Here is a 20623-nt window from a genome sequence, read left to right as displayed (position 1 = left end):
TGATCAATAAGTATTGTTTGTCATTTCGACGAAGGAGAAATCTTCGCAAGTAACTCCGCAACAATAAGCCAATCTTTGTCGAGCTTCTCGTGGAGATTTCTCCTTCGTCGAAATGACAAAAATGAGAAAATACTTTGCGTCTTTAGCTCCCGATAACTATCTGGATTGCGAGACTAAAATAATTAAGCAAAACTCTGCAACTTTGAACCTAAAAAAACACACTATGAAATACACGAGCGTCTTTCTAGTTTTACTTTTTGTTTTCGGAAATGTATTTTCCCAAAATAAATATCGTCTTAAAAATTTTTCAACGACAGACGGGCTTTCGCAGAGTTCTGTTATTGCCATTCATCAGGATAAGTTTGGACAAATGTGGTTTGGTACACGTGATGGTCTGAATAAATATGATGGAAGCGGTTTTACGATTTTTAGGAATGATGCTACAGATAAATATTCGATTAGCAACAATGATATTTTAGCTATTGAAGAAGACAACGCAGGAAAAATCTGGGTGGGAACTTATAATGGTTTAAACTGTTATGATCCTGTTTCGAACCGTTTTACGAGATATCTTCATACGAAAGCAAATCATACGATAAGCAATAACGCTGTTTGGAGCATCAGAGAAATTGGTGGCGAAATGTGGTTTGGAACTTCAAAAGGATTAACCATTTACAATAAAAAAACAGGATTATTTACTTCTGTTTTTCATTCAGATGATGATGCTTCTACTCTTCCTAGCAATAATATTCTCAGCATTTTAAAAACCAAAGAAGACCAAATCTGGATTGGAACGACAAAAGGGTTATGTAAGCTGACAAATCGAATGAACGGAAAATTATTCTTTAAAAATTATCCGTTAAACACAACTGATTTATTAAACGTTCAATCGGTTATTGAAGACCAAGACGGCAGTTTGTGGGTGGGAACAAAAAACAAAGGCCTTTTAAAATTCAATCCAAAAGAAAAAGCTTTTGTTTCTTTTTTGCCAGCTGAAAAATACCGCGAAATAAATACCGATATTCGATCTTTAGTAATTGACAATCAAGGCTCTTTATGGGTTGGCGCCTATGACGGAATTTATATTCTTGGAAAAGATAAAAGCCTTCAGAAAATAAATAATAGCAATAACAATAACGGAATCGACAAAGTGAAGTCCGTTTTTATGGATAAAAAAGGTTCAATCTGGATTGGCTGCTATTACAAAGGTGTGAATCTTTGGGATGTTTCAAACGTCAATTTCTCTAATTATAATCAGAATTCGAAAAAGATTCCGATGAGTTTTGATGTCGTAAGTTCGATAATTGCCGACAAAAACCAGAATATTTATTTTGGGACTGAAGGAGGCGGAATTACGATTTACAATAGAAATACTGAGTCTGTAAGTTACATCAACAGCAAAACTGGACAAACGAATAAAAATGATATCAAAGCGATGTGCCTTTCTGATGATCATATTTTATGGATTGGAACTTTTTCAAAAGGCTTATCAGCTTACAATACCGTTTCTAAAAGAATTGAAAATAACAGAATTTCTTCAGATTTAAGCGAATTACTAAAAGACAGCGGTGTTTATGCTCTTAAAACTGAAGGTTCAATTTTATGGATTGGAACTTTCGGCAAAGGCTTAATTCGGTACAACACCATAACCAAAACCTTTGATGCTATTGGAAATGATAACACCAAACCAGTTTTCCTTACCAATAATATCCTGCGCACGATTTTAGTCGATAAGCAAAATTTTCTTTGGGTTGGAACTCAAAATGGTTTGAACCGCATTCCGCTCAAAAATTTCAATCCGCAGAAATATACGATTCAGCATTTCTTTTACGATCATTCGACTGTGTCTGGCGATGATATTCTGACTTTGTTTCAAGATTCTCAAAACAAAATTTGGGTTGGGACAAAAGCAAAAGGATTGCATTATTTTGATGGAAAAAAATTCAACCGAATCAATTTGAGATTTGGAAATACGGTTATCACTTCTATACATTCAATTTTAGAAGATGATGATAAAAACCTATGGATCAGTACCAATCAAGGAATTATAAAATATAATACAATTAAGAAAACGGTTGTTATTTACGACCAGAAAGACGGTTTGGCGAGTAATGAATTTAATGATAATTCGGCTTTAAAATTAAGTTCCAATCAGTTTTATTTTGGAAGTCCGTCTGGAGCAACATTCTTTGATGCTACAAAGATTTCCTTGAATAAATATGCTCCACAAGTTTTAATTACTGATTTGAAGATTAAAAACGAAATTGTTCATGCGCACGATAAAGACGGAATTTTAGAACAAAGCATTGGTTTTACCAAAACGATTACTTTGGATTATGACAAGGCCAATTTCTCGATCAGTTTTGCGATTCCGAATTATATTCGATCTAAAAACAATCAATACAGTTATCGTTTAACCGGTTTGGAAAACAACTGGACAACAACTAAAAACAGTGAAGCCAATTTTGCGATCCAGAATCCTGGAACCTATACGTTTGAAGTTCGTGGTGCTAATAACGATGGCGTTTGGAATCAGACACCAACCACTTTAACCGTAATCGTAAATCCAGCTCCGTGGCGCAGCATTTGGGCATTTATGTTGTACGGAATCGTAATTGGTTTAGGTTTATACGGTTTGATTTGGATTATGAAATCAAAAGCCAGACTGAAACAAAAACTCGAACTGGAATATTTAGAAACACAGCGAATCGAAGAAAACAACAAGCTCAAATTAGATTTCTTCACCAATATTTCGCATGAATTCAGAACGCCATTGACTTTGATTTTAGGACCATTACAGCAAATTCTTTCTGACTATAACGGAACTAACGAAATGTACAAAAAGCTTCTGGTGATTGAAAGCAGCGCCAATCATCTTTTGAGTCTGATTAATCGTCTAATGGATTTCAGAAAACTAGAAAATCATCAGGTTACGCTTGAATCGGCAAACGGAAACATTGTCAAATTTACTAGAGAAATCTTTTTATCCTTTATTGAATATGCCAAAGACGGCGGTTACGACTATACATTTGAAACTGAAAACGAAGAGATTCTGGTTTATTTTGATCGATATAAACTCGAACGTGTATTTTACAATCTGATTTCGAATGCCTTTAGATATACTCCAAAAGGCGGTTCAATAAATATTAAAATCAATCACGATCAGCAAAATCTGTTTATTGCTGTTGAAGATTCAGGTGTTGGAATTGCAGAAGAACATATCGATAAAATTTTTGATTTGTTTTTTGAAGTTCCAACTCACAATCAGGTTCAGAAAAATTACAATAAAGGAACAGGAATCGGACTTTCAATCGTAAAAAACATTGTAGAACTGCATAAAGGAAAAATCGATGTTACCAATAAACCAAGTGGCGGCGTAATTTTTAAAGTGACTTTACCGCTGGGACGCGAACATCTTCTGGACAGTGAAATCATTCCTGATTTTAAAATTAGTGACGATATTGAGCAATACCAAGCGCAATTGGAACCTTCGGAAGTCATCGAACATGAAGACATCGAAGATTTAATTGTCAATGAAGAAAAACAGACGATTTTATTGGTTGAAGATCACAAGGTTCTGAGAAAATTCATGAAAAACCTTCTGAAAAAAGATTACAATATTATTGAGGCTGAAAATGGTAAAATTGCTCTGGAAAAAGCATTAAAATTTGTTCCAAATCTGATTATCAGCGATGTCATTATGCCAGAAATGGTAGGGACTGAATTGTGTTCTAAAATAAAGGAAAACATCAAAACCAGCCATATTCCTGTTATTCTGCTGACTTCGAGATCATCTTTGGTTTACAAATTTGAAGGATTAGAAAGCGGTGCAGATGATTACATCAGTAAACCATTCAATCTAATGGAGTTTAAGCTTCGTGTTAAAAATCTGTTGAACACCACAGAACGTTTAAGAATCAAATTCTCAAGCGAGGACAGTTTTATTCCGTCAGAAATAACGGTTTCATCATTGGACGAAGAACTATTGAAAAAAGCTTTCAAAATCGTGGAAGAAAACATTTCAAATGAACAATTTGATATTCCGTTTTTCTGTTCAGAATTAGGCGTAAGCCGAACCATGCTATTTTTAAAAATCAAGGCGTGGACGAATTGCACGCCAAACGAATTTATTCATGAAATTAGATTAAAGCGTGCGGCTCAATTATTAGAACAAAACAAATTGACCGTTTCTGAAATAAGCTATAAAGTCGGTTTCAATAATCCGAAATACTTTAGCAAATGCTTCCAGAAAAAGTACGGCGAAACGCCATCACAATACGCTGACAAATTTTATAAATCTTCAACGATTGAATTGTGAAAAATGTGAGATGTGAAATGTTAGATGTTACTATCTTTTACTTTTTACTTTTTACTTTTTACTTTTAACATCTCACATTTCACTTTTCACTTTTCACAATTTTACATCTCACAATTTTCGCATCTTATTTAAACACTCCACTGTTTTAAAGGGTTAAAAAAAGGGTATCTGTATTTTTAGATACCCTTTTTTGTATTTCTATATCGTTTTCGGCTTTTACATTTGCGATATGAAAATCAAAAAAACGAGTTACTTAGTGCTTCAAATTTTATTTGTCATTCTCGTCATCGGAATGAGTTTATTGTTTTTCTACTTAATCTAACTTATTAACTCTAAAACCAAAAAATGAATGTTTACAAACCAAACAAACAAATCGTTTAAATGGTGTTTACTGGTATCTTTTTTACTGATAAATATCGTGATGCACGCACAAGAACGAAAAGTGACCGGAAAAATAACTTCTAGTGAAGATTTACTTGGACTTCCTGGTGCCAATGTTTACATCAAAAATTCTTCTGTAGGCGCTTCTGCCGATATGGACGGAAATTATACTGTGATTGTAGGAGAGAAAAATGCTGTCTTAGTTTTCAATTTCGTCGGATTTCAAACGGTTGAAGTTCCAGTTGGAACCAAAAGCGTAATCAATGTAAGCTTAAAACCAGATACAAAAGCACTAGACGAAGTTATCGTAGTAGGTTACGGAACACGTAAAAAGAGCGACATAACAGGTTCTGTATCTTCTGTTACAGCAAAAGAACTGACTGCTTTTCCTCTTTTAAATGCTGAGCAGGCTTTACAAGGTCGTGCTGCGGGTGTTTCGGTAATGACCAATAACGGTGGTGAACCTGGAGCTCCTGTAAAAATCAGAGTTCGTGGAGGAACTTCAATTAATGCAAGTGGAGATGCTCTGATTGTTGTGGACGGTTTTGCAGGCGTTTCTATGCCAGCACCGCAGGACATTGCTTCTATTGAGGTTTTAAAAGATGCATCTGCAACTGCTATTTACGGATCAAGAGGTTCTAACGGGGTTATTATGGTAACGACAAAAAAAGGAAAACCAGGAAAACCAGTAATTGAGTTTAGCAATTCGACTTCTGTCCAATCGGTAAATAACAAATTGCATTTATTGAATGCAGACCAGTTTGCAGCTTACAGAAAAAGTTTTACAACGCATACTCAAGGTCCAGCAAATACAGATTGGCAAGATGTAATTTATCGTGATGGAATGATTTCGAATTCACAATTGTCTTTTTCTGGCGGATCTGAAAATATAAGATATTATGTTTCTGGAACGTATTTCAATCAAAATGGTGTTGTAATCAATTCAGGAATTGACAAATACACAATCGTAGGAAATCTTGAAGCTGATTTATCTCCAAAATTCAAAATGGGCTTAAACACTTTTACAAGCAAACAGAACAAAGAAGGAATCGTAAGCCAGACTAGCGCTGGAGGAACTGGAGCTGCGGGTGTTATCGCATCGGCGTATCGTTTTATGCCTGATAAAGGAATTTATAATGCTGACGGAACTTACACGACAACAGCTCCAATTGGTGATGATATTGACAATCCTTACGCAACAGCAATGGAGAATATCTTGGAAACCGTTTCTGTTACAAACCGAAACAATTTCTTCGCTCAATATCAAATCACAAAAGATCTAGATTTTAAAACCACTTTAGGTTTAACCGATAGTAATTCGCAAACTGGGAGATTTATTCCTTCAACATTAATTGCCGGAAAAAATATCAAAGGAGAAGCTTCTGTAAACAATACACGATTTTCTTCTTTCCTAACAGAGAATTATTTGACTTTCAAACGTGAAATTATTGACAAAGGAATGCTGACGGTTTTGGGAGGATATTCATATCAAAAAAACAAAAACGAAAATTCGTATGCTGCTTCAAGAGGATTTTTAACGAATACCAATTCGTATAGAAATTTGGGAGCAGGAACAGTTTTCTTAAAACCGGATTCTGGCTTATCTGAAACGGAATTAATCTCTGCTTTCGGAAGGTTGAATTTTGATTATGCTGATAAATATTTACTGACCTTCACAGCAAGACGAGACGGTTCTTCTAGCTTTAGTAAAAACTATAAATACGGAACTTTCCCTTCTGGAGCAATTGGATGGAACATTAGCAAAGAAAACTTCTTAAAAGACAATAAAACGGTTTCAAACTTAAAATTAAGAGCAAGTTACGGAGCAACAGGAAATCCTTCAATTGGTGCCTACTCTACTCTTTCTAGATTCTCTGAAATCTATTATGTAAGCGGTGACGTGATTACCAATGCGGTTCAGCTGACTTCATTAGATAATCCGAATTTAAAATGGGAAACGTCTTATCAGCAAGATTACGGAATTGATTTAGGTTTGTTTGACAATAGAATCAGCATAACGGCGGATTATTATAAAACAATTACCAAAGATTTGTTGTTCAACAGACCACTTCCTGGAATTTCTGGAATTGCTTCTCAGCTTCAAAACGTAGGTGAATTAGAAAATAAAGGATGGGAATTGGGTATTAACACTAGAAATTTCATTGGTGCAGATTTTACTTGGTCAACCAACTTTAATATTTCTTCAAACAAAAATAAAGTATTAAAATTAGCCGATAATAAAGATCTTTTAATCAACTCTGCGCCTGGGCATTTCTTAGCGACTGAGTCACAGATTTTAAGAGTTGGACAACCGGTTGGCTCTTTCTTCGGATTTATTTATGATGGTGTAATTCAACAAGGAGAAACGGTATTACCAGGAAACTTTGAAACGGCTCCTGGAGGAGAAAAATTCAGAGATTACAATGGCGACGGAAAATTAGATTCTCAGGATAAGACCATCATTGGAAACCCAAATCCAGATTTCATCTTCGGATTTAACAATGATTTCACCTATAAAAATCTTGATCTGAATATTTTCTTTCAAGGTTCGCAAGGAAATCAAATCCTAAACTATACTTTGATGGAATTGGCTTCTGGAAACAACAATGCTACAACCGAAGTTTTAGATGCTTGGACACCGACTAATACGGATACAAATGTTCCTGCAAATGCTGCTAGAACCAAAAGAATTACTTCAAGATTTGTTTATGATGGAAGTTATATCCGTCTAAAAAACATCTCTATCGGATATAGCTTAGATGAAAAAATTGTGTCAAAAATAGGCCTAAGCAAAGTTCGTTTTTACATCAGCGCGCAAAACCTTTGGACGATTACAGATTATCCAGGTACAGACCCTGAAACGAATTATTTAAACGACACCAACTCAAGAAGTAATACCAATTTAGGATTGGATTATGGAGGATATCCAAACGTAAGAACATTTACGGCAGGATTCAATTTAAAATTTTAATCTAATAACCTCTTTGGGTCTATTAATTAAACACATAGAAACATAGATTTTATGCGTTACGTAAAGAATGCAGAAAGAAACATGGTTTCTAACACATAGCTTTCTATGTGTGTTTTAGATAAGTGAAACGCCTTTTTAAGAGTTTTAAACCTATGTCTCTATGTGTTAAAATTAATTACATCCAATTAGCTCTAATAAAAATACTATGAAAAAATATATAGCTTTTCTTTGCTTCGGAACAATGGCGTTTTTCAGCTGTTCTGATCTGGAAGAAAAACCAGTAGGAATTATTCGTCCAGAGAACTTTTTCAACAATACAGACGATTTGCAAGCTGCTGTAAATGGAGCTTTCGCTAATATTGCCCACAACAATTATTGGGGAAGAGAATTTACAATTGCCCTTATGCTTCGTGATGATATGGCTGACATCGGCGATAGAACCACTCAGGCTGCACGTATTGACGTAAACGACATGTCGATGAATGACACCAATGCACTTGTAGCTAACTTTTGGCCACAATCGTATGTAATTATTACCGCGGCAAATCAAGCCATTGAAGGTGCTAAAAAAACACCTGGAGATCCAGCAAAAGTAAATGCCATTGTGGCTCAGGCGTATTTTGCAAGAGCTTTTGCTTACTATCATTTAGTGCGCCTATTTGGAGATATTCCTTATGTTGATTTTGTTGTAAATGATGTGAATCAAGTAAATTCCCTTAGCAAAACAAAAGAAGCAGACGTTTACCCAAAAATCATTGCCGATTTGGAATTTGCCAAACAATGGCTAGATGACAAACCAAAAGTAAAAGCTGTTCCTGGAAAAGGTACTGCTGCAGGGTATTTGGCTTCTGTTTACCTGACTTTAGGAAATTTTCAAAAAGCGTACGACGAAGCCAAATTTGTTATTACAAACGAAGCCAAATTTGGTTTAGGTCTTGATGCTGATTTTCAGGATTTATTCAATGCTACCAAAACAGCTTCTTTAAAAGAACCTTTATTTACAATTGACTTTAACAACTTGACTTCTGGAAATTACGGTCAAGATTATACCGCGTTTTTTACAGGATCGTTAAAAGATGACAGTTATAGTTACGGACAAGGGTTTTCTGTTGCTGTTCCGTCATTAAAAGTATTCAATACTTGGGATCAGAGAGATTATAGAAGAGCCGTAAGTTTTGATACCATTATCAGAAAGAAAACAGGTCCAGGCGGATCGCTTCAGGTTTATCCTTCAAGCGACAATGAAAAAGCGCCACGTCCACATATTGCTAAATATTTCCGTTTTCCGGGGAAAGCTGGAGCGAATGGAAGAACTTCTCAGCACAATTACATTACAATGCGTTTCGCAGAAGTTTTACTAACTGCTGCTGAAGCTTTAAACGAAATTAATCCAGGAACAACTGAAGCTGATGGTTACGTAAACCGTGTTCGTGCAAGAGCGAGAAATAAAGCTGGAAAACTGGTTTCGTTCCCGGCAAATGTAACGCCAGGACTTTCTCAAACCGATTTCAGAAAAATGGTTATTGATGAAAGAAGATTAGAATTGGCGTTTGAATATGTGAGATGGTACGACATCAAAAGGTTAAAAATCGGACCAGAAGTATTTGGACCAAACGGTTTAGAACCGCATGCCAATTTTGATCCAAACCGAGATTATTTATGGCCATTGCCAGGAACAGAATTGGCTATTAATCCGAATCTAAAACCTAATAATCCGGGTTATTAATTTAGCATAATTAGTATTGAACACGGATGAAACGGATTCGCTATCGCGATCCCGATAGCTATTTAGGACTAATTTGAATCGATGGTTTCCAGCAGATTTAACAGATTAAATTTAAAAAATATTTTTAATCTGCCTGAAGTAAAAAAAAAATTAGCTCAATCTGCTCAATCTGTGAGAAAATAAAAAAACAGATTATGCGTCTTTGGTTTCACACAGATTTTAAAAGGATTTTTGCAGATAACGCTGATTTATTTTTCCCGCAGATTTGGAAGATTGCTTCGCCTATTCGTAAACGCTTGGGTGAGCAGATCTAATTACAATCAATATGTATTAGATGAATAAAAAAATCTCCAAAATCTGCAATCCGATAGCTATCGGGAGCGAGAGAATATTTTTTTAGCGCATTTCAAAATTAATCTGTTTGAATCTGCTAAAATCTTTTTAAATCTGTGTGAAATAAAAAAAACGTCCAAATCAGCTCTCGATAGCTATCGGGATTGCGATAGCGAATCCGTACAATCCGCGTCTAACATTTTAGTATAGAAACTAAAAATAAAGATTAATTAGTAATATGAATAAAATTAGTTTCATTTTAATCCTTGGGTTTGCATCGCTGGCAACAGCGTGCAAATCTGGGGTTAATTCTCAAACAAAAAGCACAACAGCGAAAAATAATTTACTCGAAACGCGTTACAAAATGCTACTAGATTATCCAGTAGATTCGATGTCGATGCCAAGAAGCATGAATACCAAAACTCTCGAAATCCGCAAAGTGCCATCTAGAGACTGGACAAGCGGTTTTTTTGCTGGAAATCTTTGGCAACTGTACCGATTGACAGGCGATTCAAAATATAAAGAACAAGCACAAAAATGGACTCCTTTCAGCAAAAAGGAAAGTGTCAACAGCAATTCGCATGACGTAGGTTTTAAAGTGTTTTGCAGTTTTGGAGAAGCGCTGAAAGTGGAAAACAAGAAAGAATACGAAGCGGTAATTGTAAAAGGCGCCGAAACTTTATGCAAAAGATTCAACCCAAAAGTGGGCGCGATTCGTTCTTGGGATTTCAACAAGGAAATTTGGGATTATCCAGTTATCATTGATAATATGATGAATCTGGAATTGCTTTTTGAAGCATCTAAAATATCAGGAAATCCAAAATATCGTGACGTTGCGATTCAGCACGCCAACACAACTTTAAAAAATCAGTTTAGAGCAGACAACTCTTGTTATCACGTTATCGATTATAATCCAACAACTGGTGAAGTTAGAAAGAAAACGACTCTTCAAGGATACAATGATGATTCGGTTTGGGCTCGCGGTCAGGCTTGGGCAGTTTACGGATTCACGATGTCATATCGATATACAAAAGATCCAGCATACTTAAAGCAAGCCGAAGGAACAGCGAAGTTTTTTATGACGAATAAAAACCTGCCAGAAGACGGAATTCCGTATTGGGATTTTAAAGATCCTAGCATTCCAAATTCGGCAAGAGATGTTTCTGCAGCAATGGTAATTGCGTCTGCCCTATACGAATTGTATGGTTACACAAAAAATGACAGTTATTTGGCTTTTGCAGATAAACTGATGACTTCAGTACAAACGGGTAAATATATTTTAGATGCTAAGATCAAAGCACCTTTCTTATTTGATCACAGTACTGGAAACTGGCCAAAACATGACGAAATTGACGAACCAATAATTTACGCCGATTATTATTTTTTGGAAGCTTTAATAAAGGCGCAAAGGCTCAAAGGTTCAAAGTAACAAAGGTTTTTGAACCTTTGAACTTTAAGCCAGAAAACCTTTGAACCTTTGTAACTATGAACCTTTTTAACTATGAAAAAAACTTTTTCAACTTTTGCACTTTTTGTTTTGTTTCAGATTTGTCTGAGCAGTTTTGCTCAGACAAAGATGAACATTAACGACAATTGGCTTTATTTAGAAAATGATACTCAAAAATTAAACGAAGCGCAAAAAGCTTCCAACTGGACTTCTTTAAATTTACCGCATACTTGGAATGCCGAAGATGCAACCGACTTAAATCCAGGTTACCGACGCGATGCAAGCTGGTATCAAAAAAAATTAAATATTCCGCAAATCGATAAAAACAGAGTTTACTCTTTATACTTTGAAGGCTCGAATGTAACCACAAAAGTATATGTCAACGGAAAAGAAGCGGGATCGCATATTGGCGGTTATATTGGTTTTTCTATTGATATTACGAATTTCATAAAAGAAGGAAACAACGATATTTTTGCTCGTGTGGATAATAGTTATGATATCGAAATTATTCCGTCTCAAAAAAGCGATTTCTTCATTTATGGAGGAATCACGCGCGACGTCTGGCTAGTTTCGAAATACAAAAATCATATCGAAAATATAAAAATTACAACTCCTGAAGTTTCTTCAAAAAAAGCTTCCCTACAAGTTGTTTCTTCTTTTGTAAATCCTGACAATTCAAAGGACTTATCTTTAACTGTAACGCTTAAAAATCCGAAAGGGAAAAAAGTAGCGAGCAAAACCGTTTTGGTTACAGATAGAACTTCAACAATCACTTTTGAAAACATCAAAAACCCCGAACTTTGGGATACTGAAAAACCAAATCTATACAGACTTTCTGCTGTTTTATCAGAAAAAAATCAGATTAAAGACAGTATTTCAGAAAAAGTTGGCTTCAGATGGTTTGAATTTAAAGATCATGGCCCTTTTTATTTGAATGGAAAAAGATTATTAATTCGAGGAACGCATCGCCATGAAGAACAAGCTGGTGTTGGCGCTGCGATGAGCAACGAACAGCATTGGGCTGATATGAAATCGATTAAAGAAATGGGCGCTAATTTTGTCCGTTTAGCACATTATCCGCAAGATCCAGAAGTTTATAAAGCCTGCGATGAACTTGGACTTTTGGTTTGGGATGAATTGCCTTGGTGCCGCGGCGGAATTGGAAATGACGTTTGGAAAACGAATACCAAAAATATGCTGGCTGAAATCATCAATCAAAATTATAATCATCCGAGTATTATTATCTGGTCTTTAGGAAACGAAATAAACTGGCTTCCTGATTTTCCTGATGGTGATAACGCAGAAAAAACCAATACGTTTTTAAATGAATTAAATGATATTGCTCACAAACTTGATCCGACAAGAAAAACGGCTATCAGAAAATATTACGAAGGTTCGCATATTGTAGATGTATTCTCCCCTTCTATCTGGTCTGGATGGTATTCTGGAAGCTATAAAAGCTACCAAAAAGCGATTGATGTTTACAAGAAAGAATACAAACATTTTATTCATGCCGAATATGGCGGAGATAGTCATGTTGGACGTCATAGCGAAAACCCAATTACAGGTGAAAATGTAATAAAAGCCGAAGGATGGGAAGAAGCCATTGTACAGACTAAAGTCGCTAACATTGCACAAATTGGGGATTGGAGCGAAAATTATATCGTTGATTTATTTGACTGGCATTTGCATATATCCGAGAATGACCCAACGTTCGTGGGTAACATACAATGGGCATTTAAGGATTTTGCAACGCCTTTGCGTCCTGAAGACGATATTCCGTACATGAACCAAAAAGGATTGACAGACCGAAACGGAATTCCGAAAGATGCTTATTATGTTTTTAAAAGCTATTGGGCAACAGCACCTTTCGCTTACATCGAATCGCATACTTGGACAGAACGCCAAGGTCCTGAAGGCACACTGAGAACGATAAGCGTTTTCAGTAATTGTGAGAAAGTGACTTTTTTCCATAACGGAAAATCACTAGGAGAAAAACAGCGAAATCTTGCTCTTTATCCTGCAAATGGTTTAACTTGGGATGTCAATTTTACGAAAGGGGAAAATATTTTAGTTGCCGTCGGAAAAACAAAAGAAGGCAAAACAGTTTCGGATACGTTGAAAGTGAATTATCGTTTCAATAAAAATGACACGGCGGTTTCGTTGCAATTATCATCAGAAAAACTAAAAAATGGTAATTATCTGGTAACTGCAATTGCAATTGACAACAATAATTTGCGCTGCCTGGATTATGAAGCTAGTGTTTATTTTCAATGTTTAAAAGGTGGAAAAACGCTAAAAAATCAAGGAACACCAACTGGAAGCGAATCCATCAGAATGGCAAACGGAAAAGCTTCGATTGAAGTAATGCCTGATAGTTCTGGCAAACCGATTGAAATGACGGCATTGAACCAGAGCTTTAAAGGAGAATATTTGAAGATTCCTATCGAATAAGATTTTCTAGCCACAAAGACGCTAAGACGCAAAGTTTTTTAGTCTAGCTTGTCATCCTGACGATCACACTCGGAATTCTACAAAGATTGGCGATAAAGATTGCGGAGTTTCTATTGCGATCCTTCCTTCGTCAGGATGACAAAAAAACGAGAGAAAAAAAACTTCGTGACTTAGTGCCTTCGTGGCAAAACATAAATAGAATACAAACAAAGATTAAAAAATGAAAAAAATTCTAACACTATTATTCCTGACATCGTTCGCAATTGGACAATCACAAGGTTTAATTTCTAACGTATCAAACCGAAACACCACTTCTTTAAACGGAGTTTGGAATTATATTATCGATCCTTATCAAACTGGTTTTTATAGCTTTCACTTGGATCAATACGACAAAAGTGAAAAACCGGCAAAAGGAGCTTTTTTTTCTAATTATCATGCTCAAAACAAACAGGAATTGGTAGAATATGACTTTGATAAATCCCCTACAATCAATATTCCAGGCGATTGGAATTCGCAGGTTGCGGAACTGAAATATTATGAAGGAAATGTTTGGTTCAAAAAGTCTTTTGATTACAATTTAACAGCTAATAAACGTCTGTTCTTATATTTGGGAGCAATCAATTACAAAGCCGATGTTTATTTAAACGGAAAAAAACTTGGCACACATGAAGGCGGTTTCACTCCGTTTAATTACGAAGTAACTTCGATTGTAAAACCTACTGGAAATTATTTAGTAATTAAAGTTGATAATACACGTCATAAAGAAGATGTTCCAACCGTAAACACCGATTGGTGGAATTATGGCGGAATCACGCGCGATGTGACTTTAATTGAAGAAGAATCATCATTTGTGGAAGATTATACTATTCAGCTGAAAAAAGGCAATGCAAATATTATTTCAGGTTTTATTAAAATCAATAATTTAGATGCTTCGAAAAATAATATTTCGATTTCTATTCCTGAATTAAAAATCAATTTCAAAGGAAAAGCGGCTAGCAACGGAATTTTAAACTTCGAAATTCCAACTAAAAAAATCTCGTATTGGTCGCCAGAAAATCCGAAATTGTATAATGTTACTTTTGATTTCAACGGAAAAAAATTAAACGATAAGATTGGTTTTAGAACTATTGAAACCAAAGAAGATAAAATTCTGCTAAACGGAAAAGAGATCTTTTTACGCGGAATTTCGATTCATGAAGAAAATGGAAAAGGCGGACGTGCTAATTCTGTACAAGATGCTTTACGTTTATTAAACTGGGCGAAAGAATTAGGCTGTAATTATGTTCGTCTGGCACATTATCCACACAACGAAAACATGGTTAGAGAAGCTGATAAATTGGGTTTAATGGTTTGGGAAGAAATCCCAGTTTACTGGACAGTAGAATTTAAAAATGAAAACACCTATAAAAATGCCGAAGATCAATTAACTGCCGCTATCACAAGAGATAAAAACAGAGCTAGTATTGTTATTTGGTCAATGGCAAATGAAACACCAATTTCAGACGCTAGAAATACGTTCATTAAAAATTTAGCATCACACACTAGATCATTAGACAATACAAGATTAATCAGCGCTGCTTTATTAACAAAAAAAGAAACTATTGATGACCCTATTGGCGAAGTTTTAGATGTTGTGGCTTTCAATCAATATTTGGGCTGGTACGGCGGAAATCTGGAAGATGCTGAGAAAATAACATGGAAATCTAAATACAATAAACCGATTGTTGTGTCTGAATTTGGTGGCGATGCCAAAGCTGGTTTCCACGGAGAGAAAAACGAACGCTGGACAGAAGAATATCAAGAATATTTATACATTCAGAATTTAAAAATGATCGAAAAGATTCCACATCTAAGCGGAACAAGCCCTTGGATTTTAGTCGATTTTAGATCTCCAAAAAGATTGCTTCCTGGAATTCAGGACGGTTACAATCGTAAAGGTCTAATTTCAAATGACGGTGAAAAGAAAAAAGCGTTTTACATTATGCAGGATTGGTATGCTAAAAAGAAAAAAGAATATCAGAATTAATTCGTCATTACCAATTCATTAACAAAAAACAGGCTTCAAATTATATGATTTTTCTTCATTATTAATTTACTTTGTTGTAGTTAATCTAAAAATTGTAAACCATGAAAAAATTCTATTTACTAGCAGTTACTTTGTTTGCTGCTTTTACAGTTCAGGCTCAGGACATAGTAAAATTTGCTCCGCTTGATGCAAGTCCGGTTGATATTTCGTATTTCCCAAACAAAGCGGTTAAATTCAAAAAAACAGATAATCCAAACCCAGTTATCAAAGTTCTTTATGCAAGACCTTCTGTAAAAGGAAGAACTATTTTTGGTGATGTGGTTAAGTTTGGAGAAGTTTGGAGAGTTGGCGCTAATGAAAACACAGAAATCAAATTCTACAAAGATGTAACAATCGGTGGTAAAAAAGTTCCTGCAGGATACTACAGCTTATTTGCTATTCCAGAAAAGGACAAATGGACTATCATTATCAATAAAGAACTAGATTTATGGGGCGGTTATGCTTACGACGAAAGCAAAGATGTTGTAAGAGTTTCAGTTCCTGTTAAACCAGTTTCTGATGTTATCGAAGCTTTATCGATTGCTTTTACAACTCAAGGTAACGTAGCAAATCTTGTTATCGGTTGGGATAAAACAACAGTTGAGTTGCCAATTACAATTAAATAAGTTTTAATCCTATATGCCACGAAGGCACAAAGTCGCAAAGTTTTTTTTAAGCTTTGCGATTTTTTTTATCTCGCAGAGTCGCAGAGACACAAAGTTTAATGCAAAAAAAACAACCATATAAGTCATATAAGGAATTTTAAGTTTTCTCTTAATTGAACTTATATCACTTATATGGTTTAAAAAATTTTGCGTCTCTGCGACTTTGCGAGATTTTCTTCAAAACAAAAAATAATCCCTTTAACATTGTACTCTCAAAGGGACTCTAGTAATTGTTTTTGTTTAAACCTTAGCAGTTTCTAAAATCTTATCCAATGTAATAGGTAAATCTCGAACACGTTTTCCCGTTGCATTAAAAACGGCATTGGCAATTGCGGGCGCCATTCCAACCAACGCTGTTTCTCCGAGACCTTTTGTTCCCATTGGATTACTAATCGGGTCTTTTTTATTTACGAAGAAAACTTCCTGCTTTTCTATATCAGCATTTACAGGAACATGATAATCTGCGAAATTATTATTAATCGGACGACCGAAACGATGATCGATTTCTAATGCTTCCATCAATCCCATTCCGATTCCTCCTACTGCACCGCCAAACATTTGTCCCGCAGATGTTTTCTGATTGATCACTGTTCCAATATCTGCACAGGAAACCACATGAGCCAATCGTATTTTACCCAAATTCGGATTCACTAATACTTTTACAAAATGAACAGAAAATGAGTAAATTGAATATTTCTTCGCTTCTTCAGCAGCTTTAGAAAGATTTTCTACTTCAAAATCTTCTAATTTATTACTGCTTAAAAGTGCTGCTAAAGTAACCGACTTCGATTTGTCTTTTTTAGAAGAAACTGCCCCATTTTCAAAAGTTAAATCAGTGAGAGCGATTCCTTTCAAAGCAGGATTTTTACTTCCCAATTCAATTATTTTATTCAACAATAAATTACAAGCATCATGAACTGCAGAACCAACAGATGAAGTCGTTGCCGAACCACCTTGCGTTGGGCCTTTTGGCAGTCCGCTTTTGCCCATTTCGATGATTACATTTTCAGCTGGCAAACCTATTACTTCAGCTCCAATTGCTGTCATCATGGTTGCTGTTCCAGGTCCCATATCGTTTACGCTGCATTGCAAAACCAAATCGCCATTGGCTAAGAATTTTGCTTTTACCGAAGTTGGGCTTCGATAACAGCCAAACGTTCCCGTTCCCATTCCATAACCTACCAGCCAATTTCCTTCTTTAACAGAACTCGGTTCATTTTTACGGTTGTTCCAGCCAATACGTTCCATTCCCGCTTCGTAGCATTCCAAAAGGTATTTACTGCTCCACGGTTTATTTTGCTCCTGATCTTTTTCGGCATAATTCAGTTTACGGAATTCAATCGGATCTAAGTTTAATTTATAAGCCAATTCGTCCATGGCACATTCTAAGGCAAAAGAACCTGTTGCTTCACCTGGCCCACGCATCCAGATCGGCGTACAAGTGTCCAAAGGCACAATTCTATAGCGTGTTGAAACGTTCGGACAATCATAAATAAATCGCGACATGTTTACGGTTCCTTCCATGAAATCCTCATAACTCGAAGTCATAGCTACAGCTTCGTGCGTTAAGCCTGTCAGTTTCCCTTCTTTTGTAGCACCAAGACCCATTTTCTGAATGGTGTAAGGTCTGAAACCAACATTGGTAAACATCTGTTCACGATGCAAAACTAATTTTACAGGACGATTTAATTTTTTCGCGCCAATTAAAGCTGCGATTTCGTACGGCCAAGTGTGCAATCCCATTCCGAATGCGCCTCCAAGATATTCAGCATGAACCTCGACATTTTCGGCGGGAACATCAAAAACACCTGCTACACTTCTGCGAGTTCCCTCTACACCTTGACTTTTTGTATATAAAATTGGTTTGTTTCCGTCCCATTTGGCAATGATATTGGCCAATTCCATCGGGTTATGCACCTCGGTTGGAATTGTATATTCAGCTTCTAGAATTACCTCAGCATTTTTATAGCCATCATGTTCACCGCGATGGTAATCATTTCCTTTATCGGTTTCAACTTTCTTTTCTTTTTCTGCTGCTTTTTTAAGTTCTGTCGAATGCTCTTCTTTAAAATACTCAGCTTTAATTAGACTTGCCGCATATTGCATACGTTCAAAAGTATCTGCAATCACCAAAGCAATCGGCTGATCGTAATACAAAATCGAATCATCTTTAAAAATCTGCAGCGGCTGACCAAAATTATGCTTGTCTTTGGCTTTCTGATAACCTGCAGGTTTATCTACATTCAAATGTGTAATAACCGCCAAAACTCCCGGCGCCCATTCTGCTTTTTTAGTATCAATGGTTTTGATTCTTCCTTTTGCAATGGTACTTCCCACAAGGCAGGCATAAACCACACCAGATGTTTTATATTCAGACGAATAAGTTGCAGAACCCGTTACTTTAGCAAATCCGTCAACTCTATTAATATTACTTGTCTTACTCATAATTTAATTATTTTGATGCTGCTATTGTAAGTGCTTCTGCTACTGCATTCTCTCCAAGCGTTAGTTTAAAATTATTGTCGCCGTATCCTTTTGCTCCTTTCATAGACAAATGGCCAGCTTGTTTAAATAGATCTTCAGATATTGTTTTTCCTTTCAGGAATTTTTCTGTTTCAGTTAATCTCCAAGGTTTATGTGCCACACCGCCCATAGCTAGTCTAACATCATTTATGGTATTATTTTTTATGTCTAAAGCTACTGCAACAGAAACCAATGCAAAAGCATAACTTGTTCTGTCTCGAACTTTTAGATAATGTACATTTTTAGTAAAATTATTATCTGGAATTTCAATAGAAGTAATTAATTCTCTGCTGTCCAGTGTATTGTCTTTTTCTGGTGTATTTCCTGGAAGTCTGTGAAAATCGGTAAAATTAATATCTCGTTTTCCTTTTGGACCTTCCACCAAAACTGTTGCATCAAGTGCAGCCAAAGCTACACACATATCGCTTGGATGCACAGCAATACAACTATCTGAGGCACCAAAAACAGCATGCATTCGGTTAAAACCCCCAATGGCACCGCATCCGCTTTTTGGTGTTCTTTTGTTACATGGCATATCAGTATTGTAATAGTATGAACAACGCGTTTTTTGCAGTATATTCCCTCCAACTGTTGCCATATGACGAATTTGCTGAGAAGCTCCAGCTGCTAAAGCCAATGAGAGTAAAGGATATTTTTCTTTTATGGATGAATCTTCAGCAACTTGACTGTTTTTTGCCAATGCTCCAATCGAAACTTTTCCTTTTAAAAATTCGATTTTCTTTAAATCCAATCCGTTGATGTCAACTAGTTTATCTGGAGCTACAATATTCTTCTTCATTAAATCGACAAGATTGGTTCCTCCAGCAATAAACATCGAGGAATTATCTTTTGCTTTTCCTGAAACTGCCGATGAAGACGACAATGCTTTTATTATCTGAAAATTTTTCATATCTCCTTTCCTCCTTCCTTCACTTCCGTTATAGCATCGACAATATTGTGGTAAGCGCCACATCTGCAAATGTTCCCGCTCATATATTCGCTGATTTCTTCTCTGCTGCTGGCATGGCCTTCTTTGATACAGGCAATTCCCGACATGATTTGTCCTGGAGTGCAATACCCGCACTGAAAACCATCGTGTTTGATAAAAGCTTCCTGCATCGGATGTAGTTTTTTGCCTTTTGCAAGACCTTCGATAGTAGTCACTTGCGCGTTTTGCTGCATCGTAGCCAGAGAAAGACACGACAAAATTCGGGTTCCGTTTACATGAACAGTACATGCGCCACATTGCCCATGATCGCAACCTTTTTTAGTTCCCGTAAGTTGTAATTGTTCGCGAAGTAAATCAAGTAGCGTAGTCCTCGGCTCTATGTTCAAGTTGTGTTTTGTGCCATTTACTTCAATAGAAAGCGGTACTGTTTCTAGATATTCTGCTATTTTTTCATCCCATTTCTTTTCTGAAGCCATTACCAATGAAGGAGGCGTCAGAGCAAGAGCGGTAAAAAGTCCTGATTTCTTTATAAAGTCACGACGCGAATTAGCATCTTCCGACGTTACTTTACTTTGATTTGATTTTTTAGAAGCCATGCAATCTATTTGTTAAATTAGCAAATTCACTTTTGTCATTCTAACAAATTTAATCAACTTAAATCACAAAAAGTTATGAAATTCAAACATTACCCTTATTTAGAATAATTACAATTTCTTTATTTTTTTACCGCAAAGGCGCAATGTTTTCGCAAAGTTCGCAAACTTATTTTTCTCTAGAAGATTTGGCAGATA

Annotated in this window: 10 protein-coding genes; 7 read left to right on the top strand and 3 right to left on the bottom strand. The window is 35.9% G+C overall.

The annotated features are described in order from the left end of the window. Positions 1-223 precede the first annotated feature (223 nt). The 7 genes from GR162_RS07765 (at position 224) to GR162_RS07735 (ending at position 16321) form a co-directional block, all read left to right on the top strand. On the top strand, positions 224-4318 hold the full coding sequence (locus GR162_RS07765; protein ID WP_160781654.1) for a two-component regulator propeller domain-containing protein: 4095 nt from the start codon (positions 224-226) through the stop codon (positions 4316-4318). A gap of 349 nt (positions 4319-4667) precedes the next feature. Next, entirely contained in the window at positions 4668-7670 is a 3003-nt protein-coding gene (locus GR162_RS07760) for a TonB-dependent receptor (protein ID WP_160781653.1), read from the top strand. A 205-nt stretch (positions 7671-7875) separates the two neighbouring features. Continuing rightward, positions 7876-9396, top strand: a complete 1521-nt coding sequence (locus GR162_RS07755; protein ID WP_066034270.1) for a RagB/SusD family nutrient uptake outer membrane protein — start codon at positions 7876-7878, stop codon at positions 9394-9396. A 697-nt stretch (positions 9397-10093) separates the two neighbouring features. Next, positions 10094-11158 (top strand): glycoside hydrolase family 88 protein, encoded by a 1065-nt coding sequence (locus GR162_RS07750; RefSeq protein ID WP_237421324.1) that lies wholly within the window; start codon positions 10094-10096, stop codon positions 11156-11158. Positions 11159-11230: 72 nt separating this feature from the next. Next, positions 11231-13630 (top strand): glycoside hydrolase family 2 TIM barrel-domain containing protein, encoded by a 2400-nt coding sequence (locus tag GR162_RS07745; RefSeq protein WP_160781651.1) that lies wholly within the window; start codon positions 11231-11233, stop codon positions 13628-13630. Positions 13631-13850: 220 nt separating this feature from the next. After that, positions 13851-15656 (top strand): glycoside hydrolase family 2 protein, encoded by a 1806-nt coding sequence (locus GR162_RS07740; protein WP_160781650.1) that lies wholly within the window; start codon positions 13851-13853, stop codon positions 15654-15656. Between the two features lie 101 nt (positions 15657-15757). Then, the gene (locus GR162_RS07735) at positions 15758-16321 is read left to right on the top strand and encodes a DUF2911 domain-containing protein (protein WP_160781649.1); all 564 of its coding nucleotides are present in this window, start codon (positions 15758-15760) and stop codon (positions 16319-16321) included. Positions 16322-16600: 279 nt separating this feature from the next. On the opposite strand, the gene GR162_RS07730 is transcribed toward GR162_RS07735, so the two are convergent. Genes GR162_RS07730 through GR162_RS07720 form a run of 3 tightly spaced genes read right to left on the bottom strand, consistent with a single transcriptional unit; the run spans position 16601 to position 20428 of the window. Continuing rightward, positions 16601-18805 carry a xanthine dehydrogenase family protein molybdopterin-binding subunit gene (locus GR162_RS07730; RefSeq protein WP_160781648.1) on the bottom strand — a complete coding sequence of 735 codons (2205 nt, stop codon included), beginning with the start codon at positions 18803-18805 and terminating at the stop codon, positions 16601-16603. A gap of 7 nt (positions 18806-18812) precedes the next feature. Next, positions 18813-19793 (bottom strand): xanthine dehydrogenase family protein subunit M, encoded by a 981-nt coding sequence (locus GR162_RS07725; protein ID WP_160781647.1) that lies wholly within the window; start codon positions 19791-19793, stop codon positions 18813-18815. Further along, the gene (locus tag GR162_RS07720) at positions 19790-20428 is read right to left on the bottom strand and encodes a 2Fe-2S iron-sulfur cluster-binding protein (RefSeq protein WP_160781646.1); all 639 of its coding nucleotides are present in this window, start codon (positions 20426-20428) and stop codon (positions 19790-19792) included. Before GR162_RS07720 ends, GR162_RS07725 begins: the two co-directional genes overlap by 4 nt. Between the last annotated feature and the right edge of the window lie 195 nt (positions 20429-20623).

This window comes from Flavobacterium sp. HBTb2-11-1 (genome assembly GCF_009826975.1).
GTDB lineage: Bacteria > Bacteroidota > Bacteroidia > Flavobacteriales > Flavobacteriaceae > Flavobacterium.
The sequence above is the reverse complement of the archived record's forward strand: the minus strand, read 5'-3'. Positions and strand labels throughout refer to the sequence as shown.